The organism is Paraburkholderia bryophila, from assembly GCF_013409255.1.
In the GTDB taxonomy this organism is placed as follows: Bacteria; Pseudomonadota; Gammaproteobacteria; order Burkholderiales; family Burkholderiaceae; genus Paraburkholderia.
In genome coordinates this window covers 3890488-3903839 of the sequence record NZ_JACCAS010000001.1, presented here as the reverse complement: position 1 = coordinate 3903839, position 13352 = coordinate 3890488, and the positions used below count along the sequence as shown (strand labels likewise).

Below are 13352 nucleotides of genomic sequence, written 5' to 3'. Positions count from 1 at the left end.
GGTTTTTTCTTGTCCCACAAACTGACAAGGGTGGTCGTCAGGCCGCTCGATACTGATTGCGCGATTCCGGCGTGCGATACAGCACCAACGTCGCGACCAGACCGCAGATCGCCGCCGCGCCGAGGAACAGCCCCGGCGCCGCTTTGTTGCCCGTGGTGTGAATCAGCATCGTCGAGATAGCCGGCGTGAAGCCGCCAATCGTCGTAGCGAGGCTATACGCCAGCGAGAAACCGGCGGTGCGCACTTTAACCGGCATTACTTCAGTGAGCGCCACCACCATCGCGCCGTTATAGCTGCCGTACAGGAACGACAGCCACAACTCGACGGCCAGCAAGCGCGCGAACGACGGTTCGGCGACCAGCCATTGCAACGCCGGATACGCGGTAATGATGGTGAGAATCGTGAAAACCAGCAGCACCGGACGGCGGCCGATCCGGTCCGACAACGCGCCCGCGAGCGGCAGCCAGACCAGATTCGACAGACCGATACAGACGGTCACCACCAGCGTATCGATCGACGACAGTTTCAGCACTACCTTGCCGAAGGTCGGCGTGTAAGCGGTGATCATGTAGAACGACACGGTGGTCATGATCACCATGCCCATGCCGCCGAGCACGATGCCCCAGTTGGCGACCATGGTCTTCATGATCTCGCCCATGCTCGGACGATGCTTGCGCGCCATGAATTCCTCGGTTTCCTGCAGCGAACGGCGGATCAGGAACAGGAACGGCACGATCAGGCAGCCGATCAGGAACGGCACGCGCCAGCCCCAGGCGCCCATCTGGTCAGCCGGCAAAACTTTGTTCAGGACCACGCCGATCAGCGCAGCGAACACCACCGCGACCTGCTGGCTGCCCGACTGCCACGCGCAGTAGAAGCCCTTGTTGCCCTTGGTCGCGATCTCCGACAGATACACGGACACGCCGCCCAGTTCGACACCGGCGGAGAAGCCCTGCAACAGGCGGCCGAGCAGCACAAGCGCCGGGGCCAGCACACCGATCGTCGCGTAACCTGGAATTGCCGCGACCGTGAGCGTGCCGAGCGCCATCAGGCCGAGCGTGAGGATCAGGCCTTTGCGTCGGCCGTGATGGTCGATGTACGCGCCGAGCACGATCGCACCGAGCGGCCGCATCAGGAAGCCCGCGCCGAACACCGACAGCGACAGCATCAGCGACGCGAATTCGTTGCCGCTAGGGAAGTAGGTCTTGGCGATGGCCGACGCGTAATAGCCGTAGACCATGAAGTCGTACATCTCAAGAAAGTTGCCGCTGACGACACGGAACACTGTCTTGACTTTCGATTCCTGGGATGAGGAAGTGGCGTGTGTCGCTGTAGACATGACATTCTCTGGAAAGCCCGTCGCCCTCGGTTCTGGCGGCGATCAGGCAGTTGAAACGATCCACTGGATTCGGTGAAGCAGATGCCGCCAGCAGGGTGAAGCAGGACGCAGCAGGAACGCGCCGGGGGCGCTGAATTTTCATGCTGAAAGCACTCTGCTGATATCAGGGTAAACGTTGTGAAACAGGCCAAGCCCTTGCCACGTAATGTTACCGTTGTTGGTGTTGTCGCGTAATGCATACAGAATCATTACAGACCCCGCCGGCCGCCGACGACAGCCGTCGTCCCGATAGAATTTGCGTCCCGCCACTTCGCGCTGATCGCCACCCCGATGCAAGCCAACCGCACTCTCTCGCTGCGCCCCGCGACCCTCGCCGATGCCGCTCTGATTGCTTCGATCCACGCCGCCAGTTGGCAAGCCACCTATCGCGGTTTATTGCCCGACGTCTTCCTCGACGGCGAAGTCACGCACGAACGCGCGGCGTATTGGGAAGCGCGTCTGAGCGCACCGGGCGGCGAGCGCCGCATCGTCCGGATCGCCGAACTCAATGGCGAGCCGATTGGCTTTGTCTGCGCGGAACGTCAGCCGGAATCGGCGTGGGGCGTGCTGCTCGATAACCTGCATGCGCTGCCGGGCTATCAGGGCATCGGAGTCGGCAAGCTGCTGATGCGCGCCGCCGAAGACTGGACCCGCGCGCAAGGCGAGGCGCAGTTGTATCTGTATGTGCTCGAAGGCAATACGCCGGCGATCGGTTTCTACGAACGGCAAGGCTGGCAGTTCGTGGGCGCGGAGCCGGATCACATGGGCGGCAGGGATATCACCGCGCTGCGCTACGTCTACAGACTGGAAAAATAGACGGCTTCGGCGGGTCCGCAGGTCGTTCCGGCCTTGTCGGACCTAGGCCGTTTCTATATCAATTTTCAGAAACGTCCGATCGCGACTTTGGATGCTTCCGAGCATTATCTTCCTCATCCCGATGGCTTCACGTTAAAACGCTTGCGCGCCCCGATGCTCGGTTTCAGCACGCTGCTGATTTCCGAGGTTGACTCAGGTGCGCACATAAGGCGTCTCGCGCGCCTCTTCCGAAGCCTGCCGACCCACCGTTTCATGGGGCCATCCATTTGGTCGCTCCTTTTCGAGGTGCTGGAAGATATCCATGTCCGCTATTCCCTTTATCCTGATCGAAGGCTCGATGGCGCTGCCGCGTATGCGCCCGTTGGGTCGTCATTTGCCTGCACCCTTCGGCCGCGACTGGGTGTATCGGCCGCCGGGCTACAGTCTGCGAATCGAACTCAAAGCGCTCTATGCCGCGGTAGTCCACACCTTCTGTATGAGCGAGGAAGGGGCTGCTTTCGGCCATGCGCCGCTCGATCGGGCGGCGAAATTTCCCGCCGACGCACGTGCATTCGCGTCGGCCCAACAACCTGCGGTGGCCGCGTCTTCGCAGCGCGCGCCTGGTCCCAGGAACGCGTTGGCAGGCGGCGCTTCCGCAGTGAGTGGTGCGGCGCTACTGGCGTGGACTCTGCCAACGCACAGTCATTGACGTCTAGCGACGCATCCGAAAAGACCGTCGTGTCGACACTGGAGTCGGCGGAGTCCGAAGCAAATGAATTCGACTATTCGGCCTCGCGGCGGCGCGAAGATTTTCACGAAAAGACTGGCGAGTTGCACAAAGAGGTTCGGCATAGCAACGCAAAAGCCGCCGCTTCCTACAAGCCCGCCTACACCGCGGCGCGGAACGATCGCATACCGGGCGCCATCGATTCGACCATTGCGACGCAAGCGTTGCTCAAACCGTCGGCCGCAACACCCGTTCGAGCTGTTTCGCAACCACCCCGCTCCGCTTCCGCGACCGAATCGTCCGGAACCAGCGAGACCGAATGGATGAACCATCTATCGCAGCGTCGCGTGACCGACATTCCGGATCAGTTCTCGAAGTAAGCAGACCACTGTCGCCGAGAACAACGCGATAAAAAAGCCCGGCCGATAAAATCGGCCGGGCTTTTCTTGCAGCGTGACGCTTACTTCTGCAGCGGTAGCCCCGATTCGGTTTGCCGCTGCAGTTGCAGTACTTCGCCCTGCACCTGACGCAGTTGCGCCTGCGCTTTTTCCTTTTCCAAATGCAACGCGGCCGCTTCGGTCTGCGTTTGCCGCTGGTAGTCGTTGACCTTGGCCTGCTGCGCACGCGCTACGTCGAGATCGGCCTGCAGACGTTTCGCGCGGTCTTCAGACAACGCGATGATGTCTTCGATATAAGCCTTCTGCGCCAGCAACTGCGTGCGACGAATTTCGACGTCGGCGAGTTGCGCCGTTTGCTGGACGAAGTCCGCATAGATCAATTCCGCGCGCGCGGCGTCTTCAGACTTGATGACGCGCCAGAAATGTTTGTCCTGAAACAACGCGACGTAGTACGTCATTTCCTGCGGATAGAAAAACAGACTCGCGCCGTAGCTGCCGTTATACGTGGTGCGCAGCTCGTTCAACTTTGTGTCGCGAATCATTTGCATCAATTCGGCGACGTTGCCTTGCGATTCGGCGACTGGCGTCGCCGTGGTCAAGGTGCTCGATGCCGCGATGCCCTGTGCGTTGCCGACAGACTGCGCAGTCAGGGCGTTCATGGCTGGCCGCGTGCCGGCCAAGGGTGCGGCCTCGCCGTCTTGCGCCGCCAGCACGAAACCACTTGGCTGCAACAGCACGCACGAGGTTGCGAGCAACATGGCGCGCCATACAGTTAAGGGGTACTTCATACCGGTGCTCCGTGCGAATCCAAAACAGCAGACGATTATCGCGCGGATCAGCCGTCAAGCGAAGCACTCACGTGTCCCGAAATTAGAATTTAAATTGAGACAAAAAGATCGCGAACCATTCCGCCGAATGAGGCGGGGGCATCGCGAAATAAACGCGTTGGGATTCCACGAAAACACGACGATCCGCCTCATGTGAGGACGAATCCGAATCTGCGTTGGATTCAGGTGAATCCGGCGGAAACCGGCAAATGCGTCAAGGCCAGGCCGCGCCGCCGAGACGCAGACCTGGCGCTCCGCCCACTAGAAGCGCGTTTCGCGCGCCACCCGCAAGAATGTATCCAGCAACGGCGTGCAATCCAGCAATTCCGGACCGCCCGCGCGATGAAACTCCGGATGCCACTGCACGCCCATCACAAAAGGCGCACGACGGTAACGCACCGCTTCGATGATGCCGTCGGACGCCGACACCGCTTCGATATTGAGGTCGCGCCCCAGCGTCTTGACCGCCTGATGGTGGATCGAGTTGACGATCGCATCGCGCCGGCCCGGGAACATGTTGGCCAGCGTCGAGCCGTCCGGAAAGTGAATGCCGTGCCGATGCTGATCGTAGTTCTCGTTGACGTGCGCGCCGGCGGTGGGCACGTCGGTGGCGATGTCCTGATACAGCGTGCCGCCGAACGCCACGTTGATCAGTTGGCAGCCGCGGCATACACCGAGCACCGGCTTGCCCGACTCGATAAATTCATGCAGCAATTCGAGCTCGTACATGTCGCGCACGCGATCGCCCGGCCACTCGTGGCTGCTCGCGCTTTCCGCGTACGACTGCGGCGAGACATCCGCGCCGCCTTGCAGCAACAGGCCGTCGAGATGCTTGGCATAGTCGCGCAAACGGATATTGCTCGGATGCAGCATGCCTTGATGACCGACCGTCGGAATCATGAACACCAGCACGTCGCGCGACATGACCCAGTGCGCGATCGATTCCTCGAGGTACTGCAGCGTCTTGCCGCGCAACCCCTTCGCACCCGGCTCCGGGTGAAAGATCCGCGCCGACACGCCGATGCGCAGCGTGCGCTGCGTGATCCGTTGTCCGGCGCGATCGAACAACTGGCGAGCGCGCGCCGCGATGATGCGGCCGAACACGGTCCACGCCGAATCGTTCTGCTTCAGATAGCGCGGCGGCGACGGCGGCAACGCGTTGGGCGGCGGCGGATTGGACGCGGAAAAGTCCGGCGCGGCGCCGAAACCGGGCGGCGGTGCGCCGGCCGGGCGCGCTGTGGAGGCAGCGGCCGCTTCCGGTATGGCGGCGGCGCTATCCGCTTCCGGTATGGCGGCGGCGCTATCCACTTCCACTGAGGACGTCACTTCGCCGGCAAGCGGCTCGCTGCTTGAAAGCGTCGTCTCGTGTTTCGGCGCGGCTTGCGGTTCGGCGGGCGCTGCGTGGGCGGGCGTGGCGCGAGCGTCGTGCGCCGCTTTGTCATGAACCGCCGCCTCCTGCCTGGCCGTCGATGCCGCAGCGGAACTGCGCGCCTCGGCGGCATCGCGCTGCCGTGCGGCTTGCGGATCGGCCGGCGTCACGGCGGAGGCGCTGTCGGGATCGTCGGTGGACGATCTGACGGCGGCTTCCTCAGCCGCAGCCTCCGACGCCGCGGACGGCGTTATCACGTCCTTGATCGGCGACTGGATGGAATCTTCGTGCGAGAGGGGCAACGAGGCCGCCGGATCGGGCGGCGGCCCGGCGGGCTTGAACGATGCGCCGGAGGGTGCACCGGTCGCGGCGCCAGAACCCGCACCAGACCCAGCAATTGCCCCAGAAGGACTTGCACCAGACGGCGCGGGCGACGCCGAAGGCGACGGAGGGCTGCCGGGCTGACCGGCGTTTTCAGGTTTGTTTTCGCTCATGACAGTCAGACAGGCGCCTTCCACGCGAACGAATGAATATGCCCTGATTATCCGCTAGCGGGCCAAGCCCCGCAAACCCGCACACAATTGCTCACATTGTTGATTCAGGCGACACAATCTCGTCCGACCTGATCAGGGATCCGGCTGTTCATCGAAAGTTTCGCGCAACGCGATCTGCATCGCCGCGTGGATCTTCACGCACCAGCGCCAGACGAGCGCCAGCAGCAGCGCCGCGCAGATCAGCACGGCGGTGAGCAAGCCCGTGGGCGGCAATATCCCGCCCGAAAGCGCGGCCAGCAGCAGAAACACGCCGACCATGGACACCACCGGCACCAGATCGGAAATCGCGTAACGGATCGCGCGCGTGAAGCGCCCCGCCGTCGCCGGTTGGACGCTGACTTCGGCAAGCAGCAACGCAAGCGATTTGGTCTTCCGGTACACCGCCACCAGAAACGGCAACGACACGATCAGCGCAATGCTCCACAGCACCACGCGCTGCAACGGTTCGACAGCCAGCCAATGCGCGAGCCACGCGCTGGTGTACGGCGCGCTGTACGACACCGCCAGGAAAATAGCGGCGACCAGCGCGAGATTCACCGCGATTTGCAGAATGATCCGCCGCGTCATGCTGAACAGCGTCGGTTCACCGTTGCCGGTGCTCAGGCTACGCAACCACTGTCCATAGAGGCCGAAACCGTTCGCGAGCGTGCGCGGCATCGCCAGGCCGAGACGCTGGGTCAGCGGATCCGCGGCCTTGATCAGATACGGCGTGAACAACGTGGTCAACGCCGACACCGCCACCGCGATCGGATACAGAAACGCGCTCGTCACCTTCAGCGTCACGCCGAGCGACGCGATGATGAACGAGAATTCGCCGATCTGCGAGACAGTCATGCCGACGCGCATCGCCGTGCGGCCGTCCTTGCCGGCCAGAAAAGTCCCGAGCCCGCACGACACGATCTTGCCGACGATCACCGCCACCGTGATCACCGCAATCGGCCACGCATAGTCGACCAGCACGGCCGGGTTCAGCATCAAACCGATCGTCACGAAGAAGATCGCCGAAAACGCGTCGCGCAGCGGCGCAATCAGATGCTCGATGCGATGCAGATGACGCGATTCCGCCATGATCGCGCCGATCAGAAACGCGCCGAGCGCGATGCTGTAATCGAGCTTGACCACCAGCAGACAGAAGCCGAAGCAGAAGCCGAGCACGGACACCAGCAGCATCTCGTCGCTTTTGGCGCGCGCCACGTAATTCAGCGCGCGCGGCACCACCAGAATGCCGACCACCAGCGACACCGTCATGAACAGCAGCAGCTTGCCGAGCGTGATCATCGCGACGCCCGCGCTCAACTGTCCGGTCTGCGCAATGCCGGACAGCAGCACGAGCATCGCGATGGCGAGAATGTCCTCGACGATCAGAATCCCGAACACCAGTTGCGCGAAGCTCTCCCGCTTGAGCCCCAACTCGGAAAGCGCCTTGACGATGATGGTGGTCGACGAGATCGCCAGGATCGCGCCGAGGAACAGCGAGTCCATCGAACTCCAGCCGAACGCGCTGCCGATCTCATAGCCGATCCACAGCATCAGCACGATCTCGGACAGCGCCGCGACGATCGCCGTCGCGCCGACCTTGAAGAGCTTGCGCAGACTGAATTCGAGGCCGAGCGAAAACATCAGGAACACCACGCCGAGTTCGCCCAGCGTCTGAATGGTCTGCTCGTCGTGAATCAGCTGGAACGGCGGCGTGTACGGTCCGATGATCACGCCCGCCGCGATGTAACCGAGCACCACCGGCTGCTTCAGGCGATGGAACAGCACGGTGACGACGCCGGCGAGCGCCATCACGACCGCCAGGTCCTGAATGAAGCCGATGCCATGGTGCATGAATGCGATCCTTACAGAAAGTAATGTCTCAAAAACGCAGTGTAACAAAGGATCGCGACACGCCTGTCGGCCGGAACATCCGCACGGAACGGGCTTGCCGGGTCACGGAACGATTCGATGCAACACGCAAACCGGAATGTTTTTGAAACGCTGGACGCCTGTGAAATATCACAATAATATTTGACGCATATTTTTACGGGAGTCGCGTGATGCAGCAGGTGTCTTTCAACGTTGTAGACCGTAGCGGCGCCAGCCGCGCCGAGATCGTCGAAGTGAACCGTCTGACGATTGCCGGCTGGGCCGGGCGCGATCAGGCCGCGATCGAGCATCACATCGCCGAGCTGGCCGAACTCGGCGTGAAGCGGCCGTCCACCACGCCGTGCTTCTACCGGCTCGGCGCGGAATTGCTGACGCAGGCCGAGCAGATCGACGTGGTCGGCGTGAAGTCCAGCGGCGAGGCCGAATGCGTGCTGGTGAATGGCAAAACGGGCCTGCTCGTCACGGTCGGCTCCGATCACACCGATCGCGAGGTCGAGGCCTACGGCGTCACGGTGTCCAAACAGGTGTGCCCGAAGCCGCTCGCCCGCGACGCCTGGCGTTTCGACGACGTCGCCGGTCACTGGGACCAACTGGAATTGCGCGCGTACGCCGTGACGAACGGCGAGCGGCGCGTCTATCAGCAAGGCAGCGTCGCGTCGCTGTTGCCGGCCGCCGATCTGCTCACGCGCGCGCCGCTCGCGGCCGGTGCGGCGATGTACTGCGGCACGCTGGCGGTACAGGGCGGCATCGTCGGCATGCTCGACGGCGACGCGCTCGAACTCGAACTGCACGACCCGATCCTGAACCGCACGCTGCGCCACGCTTATCGCGTGCGCGCGCTACCTATCGTCGAATGAGGCACCCATGAGCTCCCCTTCGCACTCCGTCAGCGCCGACGCGTCTTCCGACGCGTGGCTCGAAGCCGCCGCCCTGCGCAAGATCACGTGGCGCATCATGCCGTTCCTGTTTCTGGTCTATGTGCTGTCGTATCTGGACCGCGTCAACATCGGTTACGCGAAGCTGCAGTTCACCGGCGACCTGGGCCTCACGAACGCGGCGTACGGACTCGGCGCGGGGATCTTTTTCTTCGGTTATTTCGTGTTTGAAGTGCCGAGCAATCTGCTGCTGAAAAAGTTCGGCGCGCGCGCCACGATCGCCCGCATCACGATGCTGTGGGGCCTGCTGTCGTGTCTGATGATGTTCGTGCATAGCGAAACGATGTTCTACGTGCTGCGCTTTTTCCTCGGCGTCGCCGAAGCGGGTCTGGTGCCGGGCGTGGTGCTTTATCTGACGTTCTGGTTTCCCTCCGACCGGCGTGCACGGATGGTCGCCGTGTTCATGGCGGCGATTCCGGTGGCCGGCATTATCGGCGCGCCGTTGTCGGGCTTTCTGATGTCGGCGCTGCATGAAACGCACGGTTTGCGCGGCTGGCAGTGGATGTTTCTGATCGAAGGCATTCCGTCGATCCTCGCCGGCTTCTGGGCGCTCGCCGTGTTGCGCAACACGCCGGCCGAAGCCGCGTGGCTGACCGACGACGAAAAGCGCGTGATCCTGCAGCGCCTCGCGCGGGAAAACAGCGCGGCCGCGGCGGCCGGCGCCGAGCATAGCCTCGCGGTGGCGCTGCGTTCGGGCCGCTTCTGGCTGCTGACGCTGATCTACTTCTGCCTCGTCACCGGCAACGCGGGTTTCTCGTTCTGGCTGCCGCAGATCGTCAAGGATCTCGGCGTGACGAACCTCGTCACCAATGGCTTCGTCACCGCGATTCCCTATCTGGCGGCGGGCATCGGCATGATTCTGATCGGGCGCTCGTCGGATATCACCGGCGAACGGCGCTGGCATTACGCGGTGTGCTGCTTTATCGGCGCGGCGGGACTGCTCGGCAGCGCGTCGGTCACGAACTCGATTCCGCTCGCCGTGACCGGTTTGTCGATTGCGTATGTCGGGATTCTCGCGGGCTTCGGCATCTTCTGGTCGATGTCGACGACCTTCCTGCAAGGCTCGGCGGCCGTCGCCGGGATCGCGGTGATCAACTCGATCGCGAATCTGGCGGGCTATGTAAGTCCGTATGTGCTCGGCATCGTCAAGGACGCGACGCATAGCGTGACGCTTGGGCTGGTGCTGATCGCGGGGGCGTTGATCGTCGGCGGGCTGGTGACGCTGATGATGCCGCGCGTGAAGGTGCAGCACGCGGCGGCCGCCATGCCGGGCAACGCCTGATGCGTTTGCGGCTTTGATGTTTGTGTTTGCGTACGTGCGCGTTGTTTGCGGACGCGCGCATGCACGCCACGCGGCACGGCATGCGGCGGCCACCCGCCCTGGCCGCGCCGCCCGCGCAAAACCTTGCTCTACAATGCGGACGACATCGCCCGCCAGTTCCACACATGACGCTTTTGCAGACTGCCCGCCCTTCCCGACCCACCCGCGAGACCGCTAGCGCGAGCCTCGCCGAACAGGCCTATGCGTTCGTCAAACGCGAGATCATCACGATGCGTTTGCGGCCGAGCGAGGTGCTCAACGAAGCGGAGCTGATGGCGCTGACCGGCATCGGCCGCACGCCGGTGCATCAGGCGCTGCATCGGCTGGTGCACGAAGGCATGCTGACCATCATGCCGCGCAAAGGCATCATGGTCCGCCCGGTTTCGCTCGACGACGTGCTCGCGATCATCGACGTGCGGCTCGTGAACGAAAGCTACTGCGTCGAGCTGGCCGCGCGCCACGCGCAGCAGCACGATTACGACGCGATGCAGGCGCTGCTGGAGCGCTCGTCGGTGTGCGTCGCCGCGCACGACATTGAAGGCATGATGGATATCGACCGCGAATTCCATCTGGCGATTTCGGCGGCGTCGCGCAATCCGGTGCTGGCCGATATTCTGCGGGGCTTGCATGAGCGCTCACTGCGCTTCTGGTTCATTTCGCTGTCCGAGCCGCATCATCTGGAAGATGTTCACGAGGAGCATCTCGAACTGTTTCGTCTGCTGCGCGAACGCGACGCCGAAGGCGCGCGCGAGTCGGTGCAGAAGCATATCGAGGCGTTCCGCGCGACGCTGTTCAGCCGGATGTAAGCGCCCTCGACCGAACGCCTTGAACGGCGCGCTCTCAATCGAACTCAACCGGCTTGCCCGGTTCAACCGGATTCATACCGACATCATGGCCACTGCCTTCACGCCCTTCCCACCGCTTGCCCAGCTCACCGCCGATCTCGCCGCCGGCCGCACCACCAGCCGCGCGCTGGTCGAAACCGCGCTCGAACGGATCGCCGATCCGGCCGGCCAGGGCGCGGCCGTCTTCATGCACGTCGACGCGGACAACGCCCGCGCCGCCGCCGACGCGCACGACCGCCTGCGCGCCGCCGGCACGGTCCTGTCGCCGCTCGCCGGGATTCCGGTGTCGGTCAAGGACCTGTTCGATATCGAAGGCCAGCCGACCCGCGCCGGCTCCGTCGTGCTCGCCCACGCACCCGCCGCCAAAGCGGATGCGGTGGTGGTCGCGCGTCTGAAGCGGGCGGGCGCCGTGCTGGTCGGACGCACCAACATGAGCGAGTTCGCGTTCTCCGGACTCGGCCTGAATCCGCACTACGGCAACCCGCTGTCGCCGTACCAGCGCGGCGTAAAGGGTGACGAGCGGATTTCGGGCGGTTCGTCGTCGGGCGCGGCGGCTTCGGTCGCGGACGGCATGGCGGCGATCGCGCTCGGCACCGACACGGGTGGTTCGATCCGCATCCCCGCTGCGCTGTGCGGGCTGACCGGCTTCAAACCGACCGCCGACCGGATTCCCAGGCAAGGCGGCGTGCCACTGTCGTCGACGCTCGATTCGTTCGGCCCGATCGGCGTCTCGGTGGCGTGCTGCGCGCTGGTGGACCGGATGCTGGCGGGCCTCGAGCCGCGCATTCCGGCCGCCCGGCCGCTCGAAGGCGTGCGCCTCGGCGTGCTGACCAACTTCGTCACCGACGGCGTCGAACCGGCCGTCGCCGCCGCGATCGACACCGCGCTCAAGCATCTGGAAGCGGCCGGCGCAATCGTCACCGAAGTGCGGTTCGCGCCGCTCGACCGTCTGCCGGAGATCAACCGCTTCGGCTTTTCGCCGATCGAAGCGTATGCGTGGCACCGTCCGTTGCTGGAGAAGCACCGCGAGCAATACGATCCGCGCGTGCTGGTGCGCATTCTCAAAGGCCAGCCGGCCAGCGCCGTCGACTATCTGGACCTGCTCGCCGAGCGCCAGGCGCTGCTGGACGAGGCCGCGCGCACGCTGTGGCAGCGTTTCGACGCGGTGGTCGCGCCGACCGTGCCGGTGCTGCCGCCGCGCGTGGCCGACCTGGTGCACGACGACGACGCGTTCGGCCGCACCAATGCGTTGATCCTGCGCAATCCGAGCGTGTTCAACTTCCTCGATTCGTGCGCGCTGTCGTTGCCCTGCCATCTGCGCGGCGACGCGCCGGTCGGGCTGATGCTGGCCGGCGCGCCGCATGCCGACGACGCGTTGCTCACCATCGGCCGGGCTGCGGAGGCGGTGCTGAACGCGATTCGTTGAGCGGGTGAAGAGGACGTAATACCGCGATAAGCGGCGGGGCGGGGGTTCGCGCTAGAATCGCGGGCACCCGCCCTTTCCGTTTCCAAGACAGCCACATAATCCATGAATAACGACACTGCGATGCTGCGCCGCGAGCGCTCCCTGCTGCTTCTGCTTGGCCTGATCTGCGTCGCCCTCGTGGCCGGCGCGCTGTATTTGCAATACTTCCTGCACGAAGACCCGTGCCCGTTGTGCATCATCCAGCGCTATTTCTTCCTGTTGATCGCGATTTTCGCGTTCCTCGGTGCGCGCTTTAATAGCTGGCGCGGCGTTCGGCTGCTGGAAGTGATGGCGGCGTTGTCGGCGCTGGCCGGCGCATTGACGGCCGCGCGCCACGTCTACGTGCAGGCAAATCCGGGCTTTAGCTGCGGTTTCGACGCGTTGCAGCCGGTGGTCGACAGCCTGCCGCCCGCGCATTGGCTGCCGGGCGTGTTCAAGGTCGCCGGGCTGTGCGAAACGGCCTATCCGCCGATTCTGGGCCTGACGCTGCCGATGTGGTCGCTGGTCGCCTTCGTGGTGGCGTTCATCCCGCTGGCGCTGACACTGACGAAGAATCGCCGCCGGTTCGCCTGAACCACCCGCGGTATTGAAATAGCGCCGGAGTGCCGGCCGCCGTTCGCGGCGGCGCGAACTCCGGCGTTTTTTTGCGCCAATTGCGTTCGCCCTCCCTACCGCGCCGTGCCCGCACGCATTCCGCAACACATCCCCGCCGCACCCCACCCCATCTGCCTTTGCGCCATTTCCATCGCCACGCAACTTCCCGGCGCGGCGCGAATCGTACTTATTCATGACCGCATCCGAATAAGCGTCATGCGCCATGGGAAATATTTTTGAGACTGGGTAGTGCTAAATTCGGAACTGGATGGCGA

The 13352-nt window shown here is 63.8% G+C and carries 12 protein-coding genes; 8 read left to right on the top strand and 4 right to left on the bottom strand.

The features are described from left to right. Positions 1-37: 37 nt before the first annotated feature. Complete coding sequence (locus GGD40_RS17505) at positions 38-1339, bottom strand: MFS transporter (RefSeq protein ID WP_179744379.1); 1302 nt, start codon at positions 1337-1339, stop codon at positions 38-40. A gap of 330 nt (positions 1340-1669) precedes the next feature. Between GGD40_RS17505 and GGD40_RS17500 the strand changes: the two genes are divergently transcribed. The 3 genes from GGD40_RS17500 to GGD40_RS17490 all read left to right on the top strand — a co-directional run bounded on the left by GGD40_RS17500 (position 1670) and on the right by GGD40_RS17490 (position 3280). After that, positions 1670-2194, top strand: a complete 525-nt coding sequence (locus tag GGD40_RS17500; protein WP_179744378.1) for a GNAT family N-acetyltransferase — start codon at positions 1670-1672, stop codon at positions 2192-2194. A gap of 301 nt (positions 2195-2495) precedes the next feature. Then, a complete protein-coding gene (locus GGD40_RS17495) occupies positions 2496-2882 on the top strand; it encodes a hypothetical protein (RefSeq protein WP_179744377.1) in 387 nt (128 codons plus the stop codon). Continuing rightward, positions 2879-3280, top strand: a complete 402-nt coding sequence (locus tag GGD40_RS17490; protein WP_179744376.1) for a hypothetical protein — start codon at positions 2879-2881, stop codon at positions 3278-3280. The genes GGD40_RS17495 and GGD40_RS17490 overlap by 4 nt, the downstream gene beginning before the upstream one ends. 80 nt (positions 3281-3360) lie before the next feature. Here the strand turns inward: GGD40_RS17490 and GGD40_RS17485 are convergent, their stop codons facing one another. The 3 genes from GGD40_RS17485 to GGD40_RS17475 all read right to left on the bottom strand — a co-directional run bounded on the left by GGD40_RS17485 (position 3361) and on the right by GGD40_RS17475 (position 7878). Further along, positions 3361-4086 carry a DUF2968 domain-containing protein gene (locus tag GGD40_RS17485; RefSeq protein ID WP_179744375.1) on the bottom strand — a complete coding sequence of 242 codons (726 nt, stop codon included), beginning with the start codon at positions 4084-4086 and terminating at the stop codon, positions 3361-3363. A gap of 300 nt (positions 4087-4386) precedes the next feature. Continuing rightward, on the bottom strand, positions 4387-5988 hold the full coding sequence (locus GGD40_RS17480) for a gamma-glutamyl-gamma-aminobutyrate hydrolase family protein (RefSeq protein WP_179744374.1): 1602 nt from the start codon (positions 5986-5988) through the stop codon (positions 4387-4389). 132 nt (positions 5989-6120) lie between these two features. Continuing rightward, entirely contained in the window at positions 6121-7878 is a 1758-nt protein-coding gene (locus tag GGD40_RS17475) for a cation:proton antiporter (protein ID WP_179703382.1), read from the bottom strand. 209 nt (positions 7879-8087) lie between these two features. On the opposite strand from GGD40_RS17475, the gene GGD40_RS17470 reads away from it, so the two are divergent. The 5 genes from GGD40_RS17470 to GGD40_RS17450 all read left to right on the top strand — a co-directional run bounded on the left by GGD40_RS17470 (position 8088) and on the right by GGD40_RS17450 (position 13056). After that, entirely contained in the window at positions 8088-8774 is a 687-nt protein-coding gene (locus GGD40_RS17470) for a DUF2848 domain-containing protein (RefSeq protein ID WP_179744373.1), read from the top strand. Between the two features lie 7 nt (positions 8775-8781). Further along, on the top strand, positions 8782-10134 hold the full coding sequence (locus GGD40_RS17465) for an MFS transporter (RefSeq protein ID WP_179703381.1): 1353 nt from the start codon (positions 8782-8784) through the stop codon (positions 10132-10134). A gap of 164 nt (positions 10135-10298) precedes the next feature. Next, entirely contained in the window at positions 10299-10979 is a 681-nt protein-coding gene (locus GGD40_RS17460; protein WP_179703380.1) for a GntR family transcriptional regulator, read from the top strand. Between the two features lie 85 nt (positions 10980-11064). Next, a complete protein-coding gene (locus tag GGD40_RS17455) occupies positions 11065-12444 on the top strand; it encodes an amidase (RefSeq protein ID WP_179744964.1) in 1380 nt (459 codons plus the stop codon). Between the two features lie 102 nt (positions 12445-12546). Next, on the top strand, positions 12547-13056 hold the full coding sequence (locus tag GGD40_RS17450) for a disulfide bond formation protein B (RefSeq protein ID WP_179703379.1): 510 nt from the start codon (positions 12547-12549) through the stop codon (positions 13054-13056). Positions 13057-13352 lie beyond the last annotated feature (296 nt).

Bases quoted from the DNA above. Each gene is read 5' to 3' on its own strand.
- GGD40_RS17505 (WP_179744379.1), bottom strand. From the start codon at position 1,339: ATGTCTACAGCGACACACGCCACTTCCTCATCCCAGGAATCGAAAGTC.
- GGD40_RS17500 (WP_179744378.1), top strand. From the start codon at position 1,670: ATGCAAGCCAACCGCACTCTCTCGCTGCGCCCCGCGACCCTCGCCGAT.
- GGD40_RS17495 (WP_179744377.1), top strand. From the start codon at position 2,496: ATGTCCGCTATTCCCTTTATCCTGATCGAAGGCTCGATGGCGCTGCCG.
- GGD40_RS17485 (WP_179744375.1), bottom strand. From the start codon at position 4,086: ATGAAGTACCCCTTAACTGTATGGCGCGCCATGTTGCTCGCAACCTCG.
- GGD40_RS17480 (WP_179744374.1), bottom strand. From the start codon at position 5,988: ATGAGCGAAAACAAACCTGAAAACGCCGGTCAGCCCGGCAGCCCTCCG.
- GGD40_RS17475 (WP_179703382.1), bottom strand. From the start codon at position 7,878: ATGCACCATGGCATCGGCTTCATTCAGGACCTGGCGGTCGTGATGGCG.
- GGD40_RS17470 (WP_179744373.1), top strand. From the start codon at position 8,088: ATGCAGCAGGTGTCTTTCAACGTTGTAGACCGTAGCGGCGCCAGCCGC.
- GGD40_RS17465 (WP_179703381.1), top strand. From the start codon at position 8,782: ATGAGCTCCCCTTCGCACTCCGTCAGCGCCGACGCGTCTTCCGACGCG.
- GGD40_RS17460 (WP_179703380.1), top strand. From the start codon at position 10,299: ATGACGCTTTTGCAGACTGCCCGCCCTTCCCGACCCACCCGCGAGACC.
- GGD40_RS17455 (WP_179744964.1), top strand. From the start codon at position 11,065: ATGGCCACTGCCTTCACGCCCTTCCCACCGCTTGCCCAGCTCACCGCC.
- GGD40_RS17450 (WP_179703379.1), top strand. From the start codon at position 12,547: ATGAATAACGACACTGCGATGCTGCGCCGCGAGCGCTCCCTGCTGCTT.